This window comes from Buttiauxella sp. 3AFRM03 (assembly GCF_003675305.1).
GTDB lineage: Bacteria > Pseudomonadota > Gammaproteobacteria > Enterobacterales > Enterobacteriaceae > Buttiauxella > Buttiauxella ferragutiae.
In genome coordinates this window covers 1,871,671-1,886,965 of sequence record NZ_CP033076.1, presented here as the reverse complement: position 1 = coordinate 1,886,965, position 15,295 = coordinate 1,871,671, and the positions used below count along the sequence as shown (strand labels likewise).

Annotated in this window: 15 protein-coding genes and 1 other RNA gene; 11 read left to right on the top strand and 5 right to left on the bottom strand. The window is 51.8% G+C overall.

The window, feature by feature from the left end:
• Nucleotides 1-12: 12 nt before the first annotated feature.
• From D8682_RS10275 to amtB, 5 genes are read left to right on the top strand one after another with little or no spacing between them, the layout of a single operon-like run.
• Nucleotides 13-1,791 carry a SmdA family multidrug ABC transporter permease/ATP-binding protein gene (locus tag D8682_RS10275; RefSeq protein ID WP_064549107.1) on the top strand — a complete coding sequence of 593 codons (1,779 nt, stop codon included), beginning with the start codon at nt 13-15 and terminating at the stop codon, nt 1,789-1,791.
• Nucleotides 1,784-3,562 (top strand): SmdB family multidrug efflux ABC transporter permease/ATP-binding protein, encoded by a 1,779-nt coding sequence (locus tag D8682_RS10270; RefSeq protein WP_064549105.1) that lies wholly within the window; start codon nt 1,784-1,786, stop codon nt 3,560-3,562. Before D8682_RS10275 ends, D8682_RS10270 begins: the two co-directional genes overlap by 8 nt.
• A 25-nt stretch (nt 3,563-3,587) precedes the next feature.
• Nucleotides 3,588-3,770: a hypothetical protein gene (locus D8682_RS26750; protein WP_162303011.1), complete on the top strand. Its 183-nt coding sequence runs from the start codon at nt 3,588-3,590 to the stop codon at nt 3,768-3,770.
• A gap of 45 nt (nt 3,771-3,815) precedes the next feature.
• A complete protein-coding gene (glnK, locus tag D8682_RS10265) occupies nt 3,816-4,154 on the top strand; it encodes a P-II family nitrogen regulator (RefSeq protein ID WP_002891893.1) in 339 nt (112 codons plus the stop codon).
• 32 nt (nt 4,155-4,186) lie between these two features.
• On the top strand, nt 4,187-5,473 hold the full coding sequence (gene amtB, locus D8682_RS10260; protein ID WP_064549103.1) for an ammonium transporter AmtB: 1,287 nt from the start codon (nt 4,187-4,189) through the stop codon (nt 5,471-5,473).
• A gap of 204 nt (nt 5,474-5,677) precedes the next feature.
• Here the strand turns inward: amtB and tesB are convergent, their stop codons facing one another.
• A complete protein-coding gene (gene tesB / locus D8682_RS10255; protein WP_064549101.1) occupies nt 5,678-6,538 on the bottom strand; it encodes an acyl-CoA thioesterase II in 861 nt (286 codons plus the stop codon).
• Between the two features lie 215 nt (nt 6,539-6,753).
• On the opposite strand from tesB, the gene D8682_RS10250 reads away from it, so the two are divergent.
• Nucleotides 6,754-7,290: a YbaY family lipoprotein gene (locus tag D8682_RS10250; protein ID WP_064549099.1), complete on the top strand. Its 537-nt coding sequence runs from the start codon at nt 6,754-6,756 to the stop codon at nt 7,288-7,290.
• Between the two features lie 107 nt (nt 7,291-7,397).
• Here the strand turns inward: D8682_RS10250 and D8682_RS10245 are convergent, their stop codons facing one another.
• A complete protein-coding gene (locus D8682_RS10245) occupies nt 7,398-7,709 on the bottom strand; it encodes an MGMT family protein (RefSeq protein WP_064549097.1) in 312 nt (103 codons plus the stop codon).
• Between the two features lie 172 nt (nt 7,710-7,881).
• Between D8682_RS10245 and ffs the strand changes: the two genes are divergently transcribed.
• Nucleotides 7,882-7,978: signal recognition particle sRNA small type (gene ffs, locus D8682_RS10240), an RNA gene on the top strand.
• Nucleotides 7,979-8,001: 23 nt separating this feature from the next.
• Here ffs and D8682_RS10235 read toward each other — a convergent pair.
• Nucleotides 8,002-9,432 (bottom strand): PLP-dependent aminotransferase family protein, encoded by a 1,431-nt coding sequence (locus D8682_RS10235; RefSeq protein ID WP_121814210.1) that lies wholly within the window; start codon nt 9,430-9,432, stop codon nt 8,002-8,004.
• Between the two features lie 90 nt (nt 9,433-9,522).
• Between D8682_RS10235 and D8682_RS10230 the strand changes: the two genes are divergently transcribed.
• From D8682_RS10230 to D8682_RS10220, 3 genes are all read left to right on the top strand, one after another.
• Nucleotides 9,523-10,137 (top strand): YitT family protein, encoded by a 615-nt coding sequence (locus tag D8682_RS10230; protein ID WP_064549126.1) that lies wholly within the window; start codon nt 9,523-9,525, stop codon nt 10,135-10,137.
• Nucleotides 10,138-10,171: 34 nt separating this feature from the next.
• Nucleotides 10,172-10,990, top strand: a complete 819-nt coding sequence (locus D8682_RS10225) for a GNAT family N-acetyltransferase (protein WP_121814209.1) — start codon at nt 10,172-10,174, stop codon at nt 10,988-10,990.
• A 96-nt stretch (nt 10,991-11,086) separates the two neighbouring features.
• On the top strand, nt 11,087-11,440 hold the full coding sequence (locus D8682_RS10220) for a DUF1428 domain-containing protein (RefSeq protein ID WP_064549091.1): 354 nt from the start codon (nt 11,087-11,089) through the stop codon (nt 11,438-11,440).
• A gap of 41 nt (nt 11,441-11,481) precedes the next feature.
• Here D8682_RS10220 and D8682_RS10215 read toward each other — a convergent pair whose 3' ends face one another.
• On the bottom strand, nt 11,482-13,053 hold the full coding sequence (locus D8682_RS10215; protein WP_121814208.1) for an EAL domain-containing protein: 1,572 nt from the start codon (nt 13,051-13,053) through the stop codon (nt 11,482-11,484).
• Between the two features lie 142 nt (nt 13,054-13,195).
• Between D8682_RS10215 and D8682_RS10210 the strand changes: the two genes are divergently transcribed.
• Nucleotides 13,196-13,918: a GntR family transcriptional regulator gene (locus D8682_RS10210; protein WP_064549124.1), complete on the top strand. Its 723-nt coding sequence runs from the start codon at nt 13,196-13,198 to the stop codon at nt 13,916-13,918.
• On the opposite strand, the gene D8682_RS10205 is transcribed toward D8682_RS10210, so the two are convergent.
• Nucleotides 13,906-15,105 (bottom strand): enolase C-terminal domain-like protein, encoded by a 1,200-nt coding sequence (locus D8682_RS10205; protein WP_121814207.1) that lies wholly within the window; start codon nt 15,103-15,105, stop codon nt 13,906-13,908. The two genes, D8682_RS10210 and D8682_RS10205, sit on opposite strands and share 13 nt — an antisense overlap.
• Nucleotides 15,106-15,295 lie beyond the last annotated feature (190 nt).

The following is a 15,295-nucleotide window of genomic DNA, read 5'->3' as shown; positions in this document are numbered from 1 at the left end:
GAATTTGACTGCGTGCGATTATTTGCTCAATTAAGCTGGTACTTCACCCGCGAATGGCGACGCTATCTCGGGGCTGTCGCCTTGCTTATTATCATTGCTATCTTGCAACTTGTGCCGCCAAAACTGGTGGGCGTAATTGTCGATGGTGTGACTCAACAGCGCCTTTCTGGCAGCGACGTACTGATGTGGATTGGCGTGATACTGGTTATCGCGGTGATCGTCTACATACTACGTTACGTCTGGCGCGTGCTGTTGTTCGGGGCAAGCTACCAGCTTGCCGTTGAATTGCGCGAAGATTATTACCGCCAGTTGAGCCGCCATCATCCCGAGTTTTATCTACGTCACCGCACCGGTGACTTAATGGCACGCGCGACAAACGATGTTGATCGCGTGGTTTTTGCTGCAGGTGAAGGCGTGTTAACGCTGGTGGATTCGCTGGTGATGGGCTGCGCGGTATTAATCGTGATGTCGACGCAAATCAGCTGGGAGTTGACGCTGCTCGCGCTGTTACCTATGCCAGTTATGGCGCTGGTCATCAAACGTTATGGCGACCAATTACATCAACGCTTCAAACTCGCCCAGGCCGCATTCTCAACGCTAAATGACCGCACGCAGGAAAGTTTATCCAGCATCCGCATGATTAAAGCCTTTGGTCTTGAAGACCGCCAATCCGCGCTGTTTGCCGCTGAAGCCAAAGATGCTGGCGAGAAAAACATGAAAGTGGCGCGGGTGGATGCACGCTTTGATCCGACGATTTATATCACCATCGGCACCGCAAACCTGCTGGCGATCGGCGGCGGCAGTTGGATGGTGATTCAGGGTTCGCTCACCCTTGGGCAACTCACCAGCTTTGTGATGTACCTCGGCCTGATGATTTGGCCGATGCTGGCGCTGGCGTGGATGTTCAATATTGTTGAGCGCGGCAGTGCGGCGTACAGCCGAATTCGCAGCATGCTCTCCGAAGCGCCGTCAGTCACCGATGGCACTAAAGAAGCGCCAGCCGGTCGCGGTACAGTTGAAGCGAATATTCAGGCGTTCCATTATCCGCAAACCGCACGCCCGACACTTGAAAATGTCTCCTTCACCTTAAAACCAGGCGAAATGTTGGGGTTATGTGGCCCAACGGGCGCCGGGAAAAGTACCATTCTGTCCTTGCTCCAGCGTCATTTTGACATCGACCAGGGTGAGATTTGTTTCCATGGTATTCCGCTGGTGCAGATGCAGCTCGATTCCTGGCGTAGCCGTCTGGCGGTGGTCAACCAGACACCATTCTTGTTCTCTGACACGGTGGCCAGCAATATTGCTTTGGGTAAACCGGGCGCCACGCAGCAGGAAATTGAACATGTTGCCAGGCTTGCCAGCGTTCATGACGATATTCTGCGTTTACCACAAGGTTACGAAACTGAAGTCGGTGAGCGTGGCGTGATGCTATCCGGCGGCCAGAAACAGCGTATTTCTATCGCTCGTGCATTATTGCTTGATGCAGAAATCTTGATCCTCGACGACGCGCTTTCTGCCGTTGACGGGCGTACCGAGCACCAAATCCTGCATAACCTGCGCCAGTGGGGCGAAAACCGCACCGTTATTATTAGCGCGCACCGTCTGTCGGCTTTGACCGAAGCCAGTGAAATCCTCGTGATGCAGCACGGGCATGTTGCCCAACGCGGCAATCACGATGTGCTGGTAGGGAAGTCTGGTTGGTATCGCGACATGTATCGTTATCAACAACTGGAAGCGGCGCTGGATGATGCGCCAGAAACGACGGTAGACGAGGAACCTGCCAATGCGTAAATCCATACAGCAATGGCCAACCATCAAACGCCTGCTGGCATATGGCTCACCGTGGCGTAAACCGCTCGCAGGGGCGGTAGTGATGTTGTGGATTGCGGCGGCAGCCGAAGTCAGCGGCCCGATTTTAGTGAGTTATTTTATTGATAACATGGTGTCTGAGCATCGCATGCCGATTGCGGCGGCAGCGGGGCTAGGAACAGCCTACCTGTTGCTGTCAATTTCGGCGGCGACGCTGCATTACTGGCAGGCTTTATTATTTAACCAGGCCGCTGTTGGCGTAGTACAAAAGCTGCGTACTGACGTGATGGATGCCGCATTGCGCCAGCCACTGAGTACCTTTGATACCCAGCCGGTTGGGCAATTAATTTCCCGTGTTACCAACGACACCGAAGTCATTCGCGATCTCTACGTGACGGTCGTTGCGACAGTATTGCGCAGTGCCGCACTGATTGGCGCGATGCTGGTGGCGATGTTCAGCCTCGACTGGCGCATGGCGTCGGTGGCGGTCTGCATCTTCCCGGCGGTGATCATCGTGATGTTTATCTACCAGCGTTACAGCACACCGATTGTGCGCCGGGTGCGTAGCTATCTGGCGGATATCAACGATGGCTTTAACGAAGTGATTAACGGGATGAGCGTCATCCAGCAGTTCCGCCAACAGGCAAGATTTGGCGAGCGGATGGGGGCGGCGAGCCGTTCGCACTATTTAGCGCGGATGCAAACCTTGCGCCTCGATGGTTTTTTATTACGACCGTTGTTGAGCCTGTTTTCCGCAATGGTGCTGTGCGGCTTGCTGATGCTGTTCGGTTTCACCTCAGTTGGCACCATTGAAGTTGGCGTGTTATACGCGTTTATCAACTATTTGGGGCGTCTTAACGAGCCGCTGATTGAACTCACCACGCAACAATCGATGCTGCAACAGGCAGTGGTGGCAGGTGAACGCGTGTTCGAATTAATGGACGGTAAGCGCCAGGATTACGGCAACGATACTCGCCCGCTGGAAAGCGGCCATATCGAGGTGGATAACGTCTCTTTCGCCTATCGCGGTGACCGTCTGGTATTGCAGGATATTCACCTTGATGTCCCGGCGCGTAGTTTTGTGGCGCTGGTGGGACATACCGGAAGTGGGAAAAGTACCCTCGCAAACTTGTTGATGGGCTATTACCCGCTGACCAACGGTGAAATTCGTCTTGATGGCCGCCCTCTGGATACGCTGAGCCATAGTGTGTTGCGCCAGGGTGTAGCGATGGTGCAACAAGATCCAGTGGTACTGGCGGACTCTTTCTTTGCTAACGTCACGCTAGGGCGCGACATCAGCGAAGCGGCGGTCTGGCAAGCGCTGGAAACGGTGCAACTGGCAGAACTGGCTCGCACCATGAGTGATGGCATCTACACGCGGTTGGGCGAGCAGGGCAATAACTTGTCTGTTGGTCAGAAGCAATTACTGGCTCTGGCACGCGTGCTGGTGGATGCACCGCAGATTTTGATCCTCGATGAAGCAACAGCAAATATCGACTCCGGCACCGAGCAGGCCATTCAACATGCGCTGGCCGCGGTGCGTGAGCACACCACGCTGGTGGTGATTGCTCACCGTTTATCGACCATTACCGATGCCGATACCATTCTGGTGTTGCACCGTGGGCAGGCTGTTGAACGTGGTACGCACAGTGAATTGCTGGCAGCACAGGGCCGTTACTGGCAGATGTACCAGCTGCAACTGGCAGGTGAAGAATTAGCCGCGGCAACTCGCGAAGAGCCTGCCACGGCTTGATGCACCAAAAGCACGCATAAATCCAATGGGTATCTCCATTGGTGCAGAAGCGAAACGCACCATGCACTGGAATGGTGCGTTTTTATTACCTAAGAACTTTCTTAATCCCAGTCATCGTTATTCCTTCCCCATCAACCCTTATTCGGCGCGGCTTAACGCGCTGAAAAAACCTGTTTTTCATTTTTGGCATGGCCTTTGCTTTATGTAATCAGTGTTGCAAGGGCAATTACCCAATTCTGACTGGAGGGGATCTATGAAGCTGGTTACCGTGGTGATCAAACCGTTCAAACTCGAAGATGTACGCGAAGCGCTGTCTTCAATCGGTATTCAAGGGCTGACTGTTACCGAGGTTAAAGGCTTTGGCCGCCAGAAAGGTCACGCAGAGTTGTACCGCGGTGCTGAGTACAGCGTCAATTTCCTGCCTAAAGTGAAAATTGATGTGGCAATTGCCGATGATCAACTTGATGAAGTGATTGATGTCATTAGCAAAGCTGCCTACACCGGCAAGATTGGCGATGGCAAAATTTTTGTTGCTGAACTGCAACGCGTCATCCGCATTCGTACCGGCGAAGCCGACGAAGCTGCACTGTAATCGTCTTGCCACTCGTGAAAGGGATGGAAAAAATGAAGAAATTAGCCTCTATCTTAGGCGTTGTAGCCCTGGCACTTGCGCCATCAATCGCGCTTGCGGCACCCGCTGTGGCCGATAAAGCAGACAACGCCTTTATGATGATTAGCACCGCATTGGTGCTGTTTATGACAATACCTGGGCTGGCGCTGTTTTACGGTGGCCTGATTCGCTCCAAAAACGTGCTGTCGATGCTGACTCAGATAACGGTCACGTTTGCGCTGGTTTGTGTGCTGTGGGTGGTTTATGGCTATACCCTGGCCTTTGGCTCCGGTGGCAGCTTCTTTGGTAACTTCGACTGGGTATTGCTGAAGAATATTCAGCTCACCGCGTTGATGGGCTCTTTCTACCAATATATTCATGTGGCGTTCCAGGGTTCCTTCGCCTGTATCACCGTGGGCCTAATTGTTGGCGCGCTGGCTGAACGTATTCGCTTCTCAGCGGTGCTGATTTTCGTCGTGATTTGGCTGACGCTCTCTTATGTGCCGATTGCCCATATGGTGTGGGGTGGTGGCTTACTGGCAACACACGGTGCAATGGACTTCGCGGGTGGTACTGTCGTCCATATCAATGCCGCGGTTGCGGGCCTGGTAGGTGCTTACCTGATTGGCAAACGTGTTGGCTACGGTAAAGAAGCGTTCAAACCGCACAACTTACCGATGGTGTTTACCGGTACTGCGATCCTCTACTTCGGCTGGTTTGGCTTCAACGCCGGTTCGGCAAGTGCTGCAAACGAAATCGCCGCTCTGGCCTTTGTGAACACGGTTGTTGCAACTGCCGCTGCCGTCCTCGGCTGGGTATTTGGTGAGTGGGCATTGCGTGGCAAACCTTCTCTGCTGGGCGCGTGTTCCGGTGCCATTGCAGGTCTGGTCGGTATCACTCCAGCGTGTGGTTATGTTGGCGTCGGCGGTGCACTGATTATCGGTATCGTAGCGGGTCTGGCCGGTTTGTGGGGTGTGACGCTGCTGAAAAAATGGCTGCGTGTCGATGACCCTTGTGATGTGTTCGGTGTCCACGGCGTGTGCGGTATCGTAGGTTGCATCATGACCGGTATCTTTGCCGCAACTTCACTGGGTGGTGTGGGCTATGCACAAGGCGTGACTATGGGCCATCAAATCCTGGTGCAACTGGAAAGTATCGGTGTGACGATTGTCTGGTCTGCGGTAGTCGCGTTCATTGGCTTCAAAGTGGCTGACCTGACAGTTGGTCTGCGTGTACCAGAAGAACATGAGCGTGAAGGCCTGGATGTGAACAGCCACGGTGAGAATGCTTACAACGCATAAATGATTTCCCCCTCACCCTGGCCCTCTCCCCAGGGAGAGGGGATAACCGGTGTTTTCTCTGACTTTCTCCCTCTCCCCAGGGAGAGGGGATAACCGGTGTTTACTCTGACCTTCTCCCTCTCCTCAGAGAGAGGGGATAACCGGTGTTTTCTCTGACCTTCTCCCTCTCCTGGGGGAGAGGGTCGGGGTGAGGGCGAGCCAATCTTAACCTCGCTTACGCATAACCCCCTCTTGCACCGTAGACGCCACCAGCACGCCATCGCGTGAATAGAATTCACCTCGAACAAAACCGCGCGCACTAGAAGCCGAAGTACTCTCCACGCTGTAAAGCAGCCAGTCATTCATATCGAACGGGCGGTGGAACCACATCGAATGATCGATTGTCGCCACCTGCATGCCCGGCTCCAGGAAACCTACGCCGTGAGGCTGAAGGGCGACGGGCAGGAAGTTAAAATCAGAGGCGTAACCCAGCAAGTACTGATGGACGTGTAACTCGGTTGGCATTTTTCCGTTGGCACGCATCCACACCTGGCGTACCGGCTCATCGACATGCCCTTGCATCGGGTTGTGGAACACTACCGGGCGGATCTCCAGCGGTTTTTCACAGAGAAACTTCTCTTTCAGGCTCTGAGGCAGCAGCTTTTCAAACGCCATGGCGATTTCTGTTTCTGACTTCAGGTTTTCCGGCGCAGGGGCTCCAGGCATAGCTTTTTGATGTTCAAAACCGGGTTCTGGCGCCTGGAAAGAGGCGGTCATATAGAAAATGGGTTTGCCATTTTGAATCGCCGCCACGCGACGAGCGCTGAAACTATTGCCATCACGCAGGGTTTCGACGTCATAAACAATCGGTTTTTGGCTATCGCCGGGACGCAGAAAATAACTGTGGAATGAATGCACCAGACGTTCAGCTGGCACGGTTTCTTTGGCGGCATACAACGCCTGGCCAACAACTTGCCCACCGAATACCTGACGTAAACCTAAGTCCTCGCTCTGGCCACGAAAAATACCTTCTTCAATCTTTTCCAGATTGAGTAATGCCAACAAATTGCTGAGCGCCTGACTCATAAAAGGTCCTCAATGGAATTAACAAAAATCGCGCAATTGGCCTGATTATAACAGGTTTCCTGTAATCGCCACTCAGTGGCCCGACCTGACGAAATGTCTTAGTTTTCAGAAAAAGTCAGAAGTTTGTGCCACACTTAGCATGATAAGTATATTTAACCACTCATTACTCGTGGGCCTGAAGCCTGCTGGTGCGTTGATAAAAGGAGAACAAATCAATGAAACTTGTGCACACGTTAAGTGGTTTAGCCATGGCAGTTGCGTTGACGGGATGCGCGCATAACAAAAGTGCTGACATCCCAACGCCAGCCCCAGCTGCGACGACGTCGTCAGCGGCGGCATTAGCACAATCTGATATTCAACAGCCGAATGTATCGGGGACAGTCTGGATTCGTCAGCGTATTGCGCTTCCGCCGGATGCGGTGCTAACGGTGACATTGTCTGACGCATCTTTGGCAGATGCTCCGTCAAGAGTGCTGTCGCAAAGAGCGGTCCGTACTGAAGGGAAGCAATCACCTTTCAGCTTTGTGTTGCCGTTTAACCCAGCGGATATTCAGCCTAACGCTCGCATCATCTTGAGTGCGGCGATCACTGTAAACAATCAGCTGATGTTTATCACCGATACCATTCAGCCGGTCATTAACAACGGTGGGACCAAAGCAGACCTGACCCTGGTGCCCGTTCAGCAAACGGCGGTTCCAGTCCAGGATAACGGTGGTGCGGTATCGACCGTTCCTGCGCCAACGCAGTACTGATACTAAGCACATAAGCGCCTCTGCGGAGGCGCTTGACGCTGATATCGTAGGTCGGATAAGCGCAGCGTCATCCGACACAACTGGCTAATCCCCTCACGGAGGCGCTGCTAGTAATTCCAGCGATAACGTTCCATCTCAATTTTCCCGTCCCCAGACACCATAATGCCTTCTGATAGCAAAGCTTGCCGCTGGCGCTGTAGATCCGGACCGGTCAGCGAAATCGTGCCATGACGATTCACGACGCGATGCCACGGTAATTTACTGCCTTCAGGTAAGCGCTTGAGAACACCTCCGACTTGTCGTGCGGCACGCGGTGAACCCGCCAGGCGCGCCACATCGCCATATGTGGTGACGCAACCTTCAGGAATAGCGGCAATAATCTGATAAACACGCTGCGGGAATGAATCGTTGTTATCCATAGCAAACTCCAAATCAGGATGCCGGTAAGGATAATCGTCGTGTACTAAACTAGAAAGAAAAACTGAGGGTGCGCAAGAAAGCAACACCTGACCGCTCCTTGCTTGCAATTGCCGGGGGCAACATGGATAATGCGCCAGCGCGTTAGGTAACTAGCGCTCTCAATGGGGGCCCTGTTGGTTCTCCCGCAACACTAATTTGTGAATTCGGTCAGGTCCGGAAGGAAGCAGCCGCAGCAGATGACGTGTGTGCCGGGATGTAGCTGGCAGGGCCCCCACCCAATTCTGCGGTCTGCTAAACCACCGTTCTTCTTAGATATTCACTACCTGCTTGCGCAACACTCTCCCAAATCGGTTTTAATCGTTCCAGCGCGATGCGCATTTCCGTGGTTTCTAACGTAAACGGCATTCTTAAATAGCGTTCAAATGCGCCATCAATGCCAAAACGTGGCCCTGCGCCAATGCGGATGCCTTGCGATTCTGCACTTGCGGCAAACACCGTCGCCAATGGTTTTGGCAACTCAATCCACCACGATAATCCCCCTTGTGGCACCACGGTCAGTTTCCAGTCGGGAAACAGTTCTTTAATGGCTGCACCGCAGGCATCTCTGCGCTGGCGTAAAATTTCACGGCGTTGGGGTAAAAAGTTTTCAGCGTCGTTAAACAGGTTAATCGCGGCAAGTTGCTCAAGGATTGGCGAGCCTAAATCCAGCGAATCGCGGATTTGTATCAGCGAAGCAATGGTGCGTGTACTGGCGCGTATCCAGCCGAGGCGCAAACCACCCCAGAAGCTTTTTCCGGCGGAACCTAGCGTAATCACCCGGTCGGCATCATCAAAAGCGGCCAGTGGTGGCGGTGGTGGGGCGTCGTACCACAGGTCGGCCATGGTTTCATCGACCACTATCGTGGTGCGTGTTCGGGCGGCAATATCAGCGATGGTTGCACGAGTTGTGGCATCCATACAGCAGCCGACAGGATTATGAAAATCGGCCAGCAAGTAGGCCAGCCGTGGCGAAGTTTGTGCAATGGTGGCTGCCATTCCTTCAGTGTCCCAACCTTGTTGTGTCAGGCTAACGGGAACAGCACGGCATGACGCTCCTTTAATGGCGGCGAGTGCCATCGGGTAAGTAGGCTGGTCGATGACCACGCGGTCGCCAGGGCCGGTTAACAAACGTAAGATCAAGCCAAAACCACTCAGCGCACCGTTGACGATCATAATCTGATCGGCGTCAGTTGGCAGCCCGCGGGCGGCATAGCGTTGCGCGATAATCTCACGCAGTTCAGGCAAACCCTGCTGGTTATAACCGGTCGTCGCTAAATGTTCTGGCAAGGCAATCAGTGCCTGAGCATAGGCCTGATGAATTTCTGGCCCGGCAGTGAGTGCCGCAGTGGAAAGATCTAATGTGGTCGCCCGGCCAGGAAGAGGAGAGACGGTTTGCCGCCCTTCCGGCAGCATGGTGACAGAACCTGAACCTTGTCGGCTTGCCAGATATCCTTCATCCCGCAACTGAGCCAGCGCGGTGGCAACCGTGGTGCGGCTAATACCGAGTGCGGCTGCCAGTTCTCGCTCGCCAGGCAGGCGGCAATCGAGCGGCAAGCGTCCATCCAGAATCAGCAACCGTAGCCCATCCGCCAGTTGGCGATAAACCGGGGAGCGCGGTAAATCCTGTTGCCAGTTTCCCAGCAATTTTGTCAGCGATGATGAACCGGTTCTGCGCTGTGTCATAGCAATCCACTTTGTATTAACTGGACCTTAATATCAGATCCATTTTGCGTGAAAGTAAAGCCACAAAAGATTTCTGAGGTGAAGATTATGATCGCTCGTCGCTTGCTGCAACTGTATACCGGTCTGGTGCTATACGGTGTCTCTACCGCCATGTTTGTGCGAGCCAATTTAGGGGCCGATCCATGGAATGTGTTCCACCTTGGTGTGGCGCGAATCTTCTCTCTTAATATTGGCATGGTGATGATTGTGGTCGGCGCGTTGGTGCTGCTGCTGTGGATCCCGTTGCGCCAAAAACCTGGGCTTGGGACCATCAGCAACGTGATTGTGTTGGGGTTGGCCGCTGATGCCGCGTTAGCCTTAATGCCGCCGCTTGAATCGCTGGCAGCGCGCAGTATTTTGCTGTTGGCAGCGATACTGGTGAATGCGATTGCCACGGGGATGTACATCGGCGCTGGGTTTGGTTCAGGGCCACGAGATGGCTTAATGACCGGGATTAACGCGCGAACGGGTTGGTCGGTGCGCAGTGTACGCACCGCCATCGAATTGACGGTTTTACTGGCGGGATGGTTGATGGGCGGCACATTTGGCGTCGGGACGGTGTTATACGCGCTGGCGATTGGCCCATTAATTCAACTCTGTTTACCGTGGTTTCGTATTCATATTCAACGGGAGAAAAAACTGGTTGAACCGACAATAGTACCCTAATGTTGAAACCTAAAACCGACAGTTTGAGGTCACGATGCACAACACGGTCATTAGCAAAGCGGCGGCACATTTTAGTAGCTATCAGTTAGCAGAAATTTTATCTCACTGTTTTGAAGGGTATTTAGTCCCTTTCACCATTGACGGCAAGGCCTTTGCCTCGCGTTTTGCCGCTGAAGATATGAGCCTCAATGATAGCCGTGTGTGGATGCAAAACGATGAACCGAAAGCGTTGGCGATCATCAGTCGCCGTGGCCAATCCTGTCGCCTCGCCGCATTTGCTATTCGCCCTGAACTGCGTGGGCAGGGGTTTGGCAGGCAATTCATGCAGCAATTAATTGATGAAGCGAAAGCGCGTGGCGACCGCAACATGTGGCTGGAAGTCATCGTCGGTAACGACAGTGGGCTGGCACTGTATGAGCGTATGGGATTTGTGCGTCAGAATACGTTCGTCGGATTTTACGCTACAAGCCCGGCGCGCTTTATTGCCACCAACGAATTAACTGAAGTCGATCCTCTGATGGTTGCCAAAAAAATGATGGCCGATACGCACCTGCGTTTGCCGTGGTTAAGCGGGGGGGAGACGCTGTTTAAATTACCCGGCCAGGCATTTTCGCTGCAAGATGCCGCTTACGCCATGGTAGTGACGGCGCCATACCTCAGGTTACGAATGCTGTATGTAGATCCGGCTGCGCGAGGCAAAGGGCTGGCGAAAAAGCTGCTGATGTTATTGCGTGAGCGCTTCCCAGGTATTGCAACTGCAGCGGCTATCCCTGAACAAATGTCTCCTCTTTTCCTGAGCTGCGGCTACCGTCAAGACCCCATTACGCAATATGAAATGCTACTCAAACTCTGAGTAAGCAGTTTTCATTCTCAACGACTAAACTTATCAATCGCAATCATCACGGGTGGAAAACATCTGCCCGTCTTCACCACACCGTGGAGGTTCACCATGCATTATGTTGATGGTTTCGTTGTTGCTGTACCGGCAGCAAATAAAGATGCGTATAAGCAAATGGCCGCGAAAGCGGCGCCGCTATTCAAAGAGTTTGGTGCGTTACGCGTAGTAGAATGTTGGGCTGACGATGTGCCCGATGGCAAACTCACTGATTTTCGTATGGCGGTGAAAGCTGAAGAGAAAGAAGAAGTGGTTTTCAGCTGGATTGAATATCCTTCCAAAGAAGTTCGCGATCAAGCAAATGCCAAAATGATGTCTGACCCACGGATGAAAGAGTTTGGTGAGTCAATGCCATTTGATGGCAAGCGCATGATATATGGTGGCTTTGCACCACTGCTTGACGAGTAAAAAAGGGTGGGTGACGCCAGGCCAGGTAGCCTGATCTGGCGTCAAGAGCGCTTCGTTGCCCTGGCGTGATAGTTCGCCACCCAGGCAATAAACTCCTCTTTCGGCAGCGCTCTACTGTACAACCAACCTTGCCCGTACTGCACACCCTGCTGGCGTAACCACGAGGCCTGAGCGGGGGTTTCAATACCTTCGGCCACCATTAAAACCCCCAGAGTATTGGCCATTTCAATGATATGTGGCGTGACGTTTTTATATTCCAGCGCATCGACAAACGACTTATCTATTTTAATGATATCGACATCGAGATCCTGCAAATAACTGAGACTCGAGTAACCAGTACCGAAATCATCAATATAAATGGCATGGCCCGCTTTGCGATATTGCGCAAGAATCGGTGCTGTCACTTTCGGATCGGCAAAACCCCGCTCGGTAATTTCAAGTGCAATTTGCTCTGGTTTAACGGAATAACGACTTAGATAAGGGGTAATGACTTCAAGAATATGTAGACTTCTTGCGTCGCGCACGCCCAGATTAACCGAAATATGGTGGTCTGGGTTTTGGCTAAGCCACTCGCCAAGCTCGAGGAAAATAAGCTCAATGACTTGTTCAGTTAATTGCGTGACCAGCCCGGTTTGTTCCGCCAGCGGAATAAACGCATCAGGATTCAGCATTGAACCATCTTGCTGCTTCCAGCGAATTAATGCTTCAGCTCCAACGCTTTCACCGCTTTGAAGATGGACAATAGGTTGATATACCACGCTAATTTCACGGTTTTTAATGGCGTCCATCAAGCGGTTACGTGGTGATAATAACCGGCGTAGAACACGAATTAAGAATGTACCCGCAAGAAGACTAATCACTAAACCGACGGGTAGCCAAATCAATAGTTGCTCATACCAAACCGTATTCAGCGGCTCCAGTGAAGCCCAGGCCACCATGGCCAGGCCAGTTTCTGGATTGCGACGGATAACATAAAAATCGTTCTCGCTTTGAAATTCCTCTACACCTTGTTTCAGCGGTTCACGCCACGCGTCTGGAATATAGTGACTATTGCTGGCAATTATTCTCTGTTTAGCCAGACCGACCATGGCAATATTTAGCGTGTATTTACCAAATGGTAGTACGTCAATAAAGGACATCGGGTCAACTAAGGCAACATGAGAGAACTTGCCAATATAGATCATCTTGCGTTTAAAGCCTGGCAGCGGTGGCGTGGTATACCATGCATTAAAGCCATAACTACCAGAATGTTCGGGTTTACCCAGGGTTTCACCGTGGCTGAATAACTCCAGCGAACTACACAGAAGATGGTCATCCTTTTGAAATATCACTTCTTGCACATAGCGATATTCAAGGGCGATGCGATGCATGGCCTCCGCATGAGCCGGAGAGCAGGTATTGTCTTTATTGAGGTTAATATCATCAACAGCAGCAACAGCCTGCTCGATAACATTGCCGGTGCGGTACAAGGCGTGATCGGCAAACTCTCCCAGTTCGTTATGAAAAACTTGCTCGGCATTACGATGAGCAAGATAAATGCTTAACAAAATAGGCAGCAAAACCGCCAAAATAAGTATGCCACTGACCAGGCTAATAAGCTTTCGGGATGTCATTCTTTTAGACCCCGTGAGAAATTTCGTTTTTATAATGGTTTTTCATAGAAGAGGTTAGTCTATCTCACATGAATGAGGGATGTTATGTTTTCATGCTGAGTGGGCATGGAGTCTTGAGATGCGAGCATCTGGTGAGCATAAAATGAAGAAAAAAGAGTTTGTTATTCAGGATTTGTTGAGCAAGATTTATCAACATAATGATTCACAGCGACGCAAATTACCCCCTGAACGCCAGCTTGCCATGGAATATGATGTTTCGCGTTTTACTATTCGCAAAGCGCTGGAAAAACTGGTGAGTATTGGGGTCGTGGAAATTGTCCAGGGATCTGGAATTTGGATTAACCCACAGGCCCGTAATAACCCGCTGGTCTATAACTCCATCACCGAAAAGCGTTTTGATCAGATGGCGTTTCGCATGGTGAATCTGCATAAGAAATTACCTAATCGCGAAGAGCAGCAAGTTTTTGGTGTGGGTGAAAATGACTACATCTGGCAGTTTTGCCGCTTGCGATATGTCGATAATCAAAAGGTACAAATCGAGATTTCGCGTATGCCGGTACAGGATTTCCCTGATTTAAACCAGCAAGTGATTGAACGCTCGATTCAACAATATGTGCTGAGCAAGGGGTTGCGAATTTCTCACCTGCTAACCAGTTATCAGGCGGTGGCGGTTAGCAAAGAACAGGCGGCCTTACTGGAATGTAAAAAAGGTATCCCGGCGATGCACATCATCAACCGGGGCATTCTGGAAGGGGGGCGCGTTTTTGAAATCAGCGACATCATCGACATCAACTATTCCTGCACCTACGTCATCCCCTATAACCATGACAATTTAGCGTATCGGCAGGGCACTCAAGGCGTGTGAATCGCCCCATTAGGCAAGCGACTTTGCGTCCACTCGTGTGGGCGATATTCCACCGGGAAGGCTTCCGCTTTTTGTTGATCGAAACCGACGCCAATGCCCGGCTTTTCAAGCGGATAAATATAACCGCGCTCTGCAATTGGCGCGCCGGGGAACACCGCTTCGGTATTCGGTTTATTCGGAATAAACTCCTGAATCGCCGCATTGTGCAGGTGAATATTTAAATGGGTATTCACCGCCACGCCGATTGGCGTCATGTCAGATGGGCCATGCCAGGCCAGACGCACACCAAATGCCTGGCAAAGAATGGCGAGTTTCAACGCTGGAGTTATCCCGCCAATTTGTGAAACGTGGCAGCGAATAAAATCGATGCGCCGATTCACAATCAAATCATGCCATTCAGCCGGGTTATTAAACAATTCGCCCATTGCCAGCGGCACTGATGAATGCGCGCGGACTTGCTCTAACCAGGCACTTTGTTGCGGCGGCAGAATATCTTCGATAAACCACGGTTGATAAGGCTCAAGCGCTTTTGCCAGCTGCACCGCTTGCTGCGGGAATAAACGTTCATGCACATCGTGAAGAATATGGAACTGGTTGCCGTACTTCTCGCGCAGCGCTTTGAACATCGCCACGGTATTCGCCATATATTCGTCCTGATCGTAATAGGCGCCAGGCGTTGGCTCACGAGTGGCATGCAAACCTTGCGGCGTGCCACCGTAGAAACCTAACTGGCAGCGAATGTAGCGGTAACCTTGCGCCAGCAGTTTGTCCACTTCCAGATACAACCCTTCCAGGGTTTCACTGGCGGCGTGGCTGTAAGCGGCGATAGCGTCTTTCGATTTTCCGCCCAGCAATTGGTATAGCGGCATTCCGGCAAGCTGGCCTTTGATATCCCAAAGTGCCATATCCACACCGGCAATGGCGTTGTTGATGACCGGGCCGTTACGCCAGTAAGCGTTGACGGTCATCATCTGCCATAAGTCTTCGATATTATTGGCATCGCGTCCGATAAGCAGTGGTTTGAGGTATTCATCGACCATGGTTTTCACGGCCAGCGGGCGTTGCTGGAAGGTGGCACAGCCGTGGCCGGTCACACCCTTATTGGTGGTAACTCGCACTGTGACCAGGTTGTGACGGTCGGGGCGGGTAATAAAACATTCGATATTTTCAATAATGGTTGGCTGCACAAGATGACTCCGCAATGCGTTTTAAAAACGTTCATTGGCTTTTCAGGTTTAAGGCTTCTGCTTTTTACTATCACCCTATTTTTGACTGCGGGTAAATCATTTTTTTTGCTTATTTTTATTGGTCAGGAAAAGGTGTGCGGTGAACATAAAAACCGTACCAATTTGTCTCTTTAGGTGGTTTCATGGCTTT

What these genes read in the sequence shown, in the direction of transcription:
- D8682_RS10225 (WP_121814209.1), top strand. Translation starts at nt 10,172, where the DNA reads ATGCACAACACGGTCATTAGCAAAGCGGCGGCACATTTTAGTAGCTAT.
- D8682_RS10270 (WP_064549105.1), top strand. Translation starts at nt 1,784, where the DNA reads ATGCGTAAATCCATACAGCAATGGCCAACCATCAAACGCCTGCTGGCA.
- D8682_RS26750 (WP_162303011.1), top strand. Translation starts at nt 3,588, where the DNA reads ATGGGTATCTCCATTGGTGCAGAAGCGAAACGCACCATGCACTGGAAT.
- D8682_RS10215 (WP_121814208.1), bottom strand. Translation starts at nt 13,053, where the DNA reads ATGACATCCCGAAAGCTTATTAGCCTGGTCAGTGGCATACTTATTTTG.
- glnK (WP_002891893.1), top strand. Translation starts at nt 3,816, where the DNA reads ATGAAGCTGGTTACCGTGGTGATCAAACCGTTCAAACTCGAAGATGTA.
- amtB (WP_064549103.1), top strand. Translation starts at nt 4,187, where the DNA reads ATGAAGAAATTAGCCTCTATCTTAGGCGTTGTAGCCCTGGCACTTGCG.
- tesB (WP_064549101.1), bottom strand. Translation starts at nt 6,538, where the DNA reads ATGAGTCAGGCGCTCAGCAATTTGTTGGCATTACTCAATCTGGAAAAG.
- D8682_RS10235 (WP_121814210.1), bottom strand. Translation starts at nt 9,432, where the DNA reads ATGACACAGCGCAGAACCGGTTCATCATCGCTGACAAAATTGCTGGGA.
- D8682_RS10250 (WP_064549099.1), top strand. Translation starts at nt 6,754, where the DNA reads ATGAAACTTGTGCACACGTTAAGTGGTTTAGCCATGGCAGTTGCGTTG.
- D8682_RS10210 (WP_064549124.1), top strand. Translation starts at nt 13,196, where the DNA reads ATGAAGAAAAAAGAGTTTGTTATTCAGGATTTGTTGAGCAAGATTTAT.
- D8682_RS10220 (WP_064549091.1), top strand. Translation starts at nt 11,087, where the DNA reads ATGCATTATGTTGATGGTTTCGTTGTTGCTGTACCGGCAGCAAATAAA.
- D8682_RS10245 (WP_064549097.1), bottom strand. Translation starts at nt 7,709, where the DNA reads ATGGATAACAACGATTCATTCCCGCAGCGTGTTTATCAGATTATTGCC.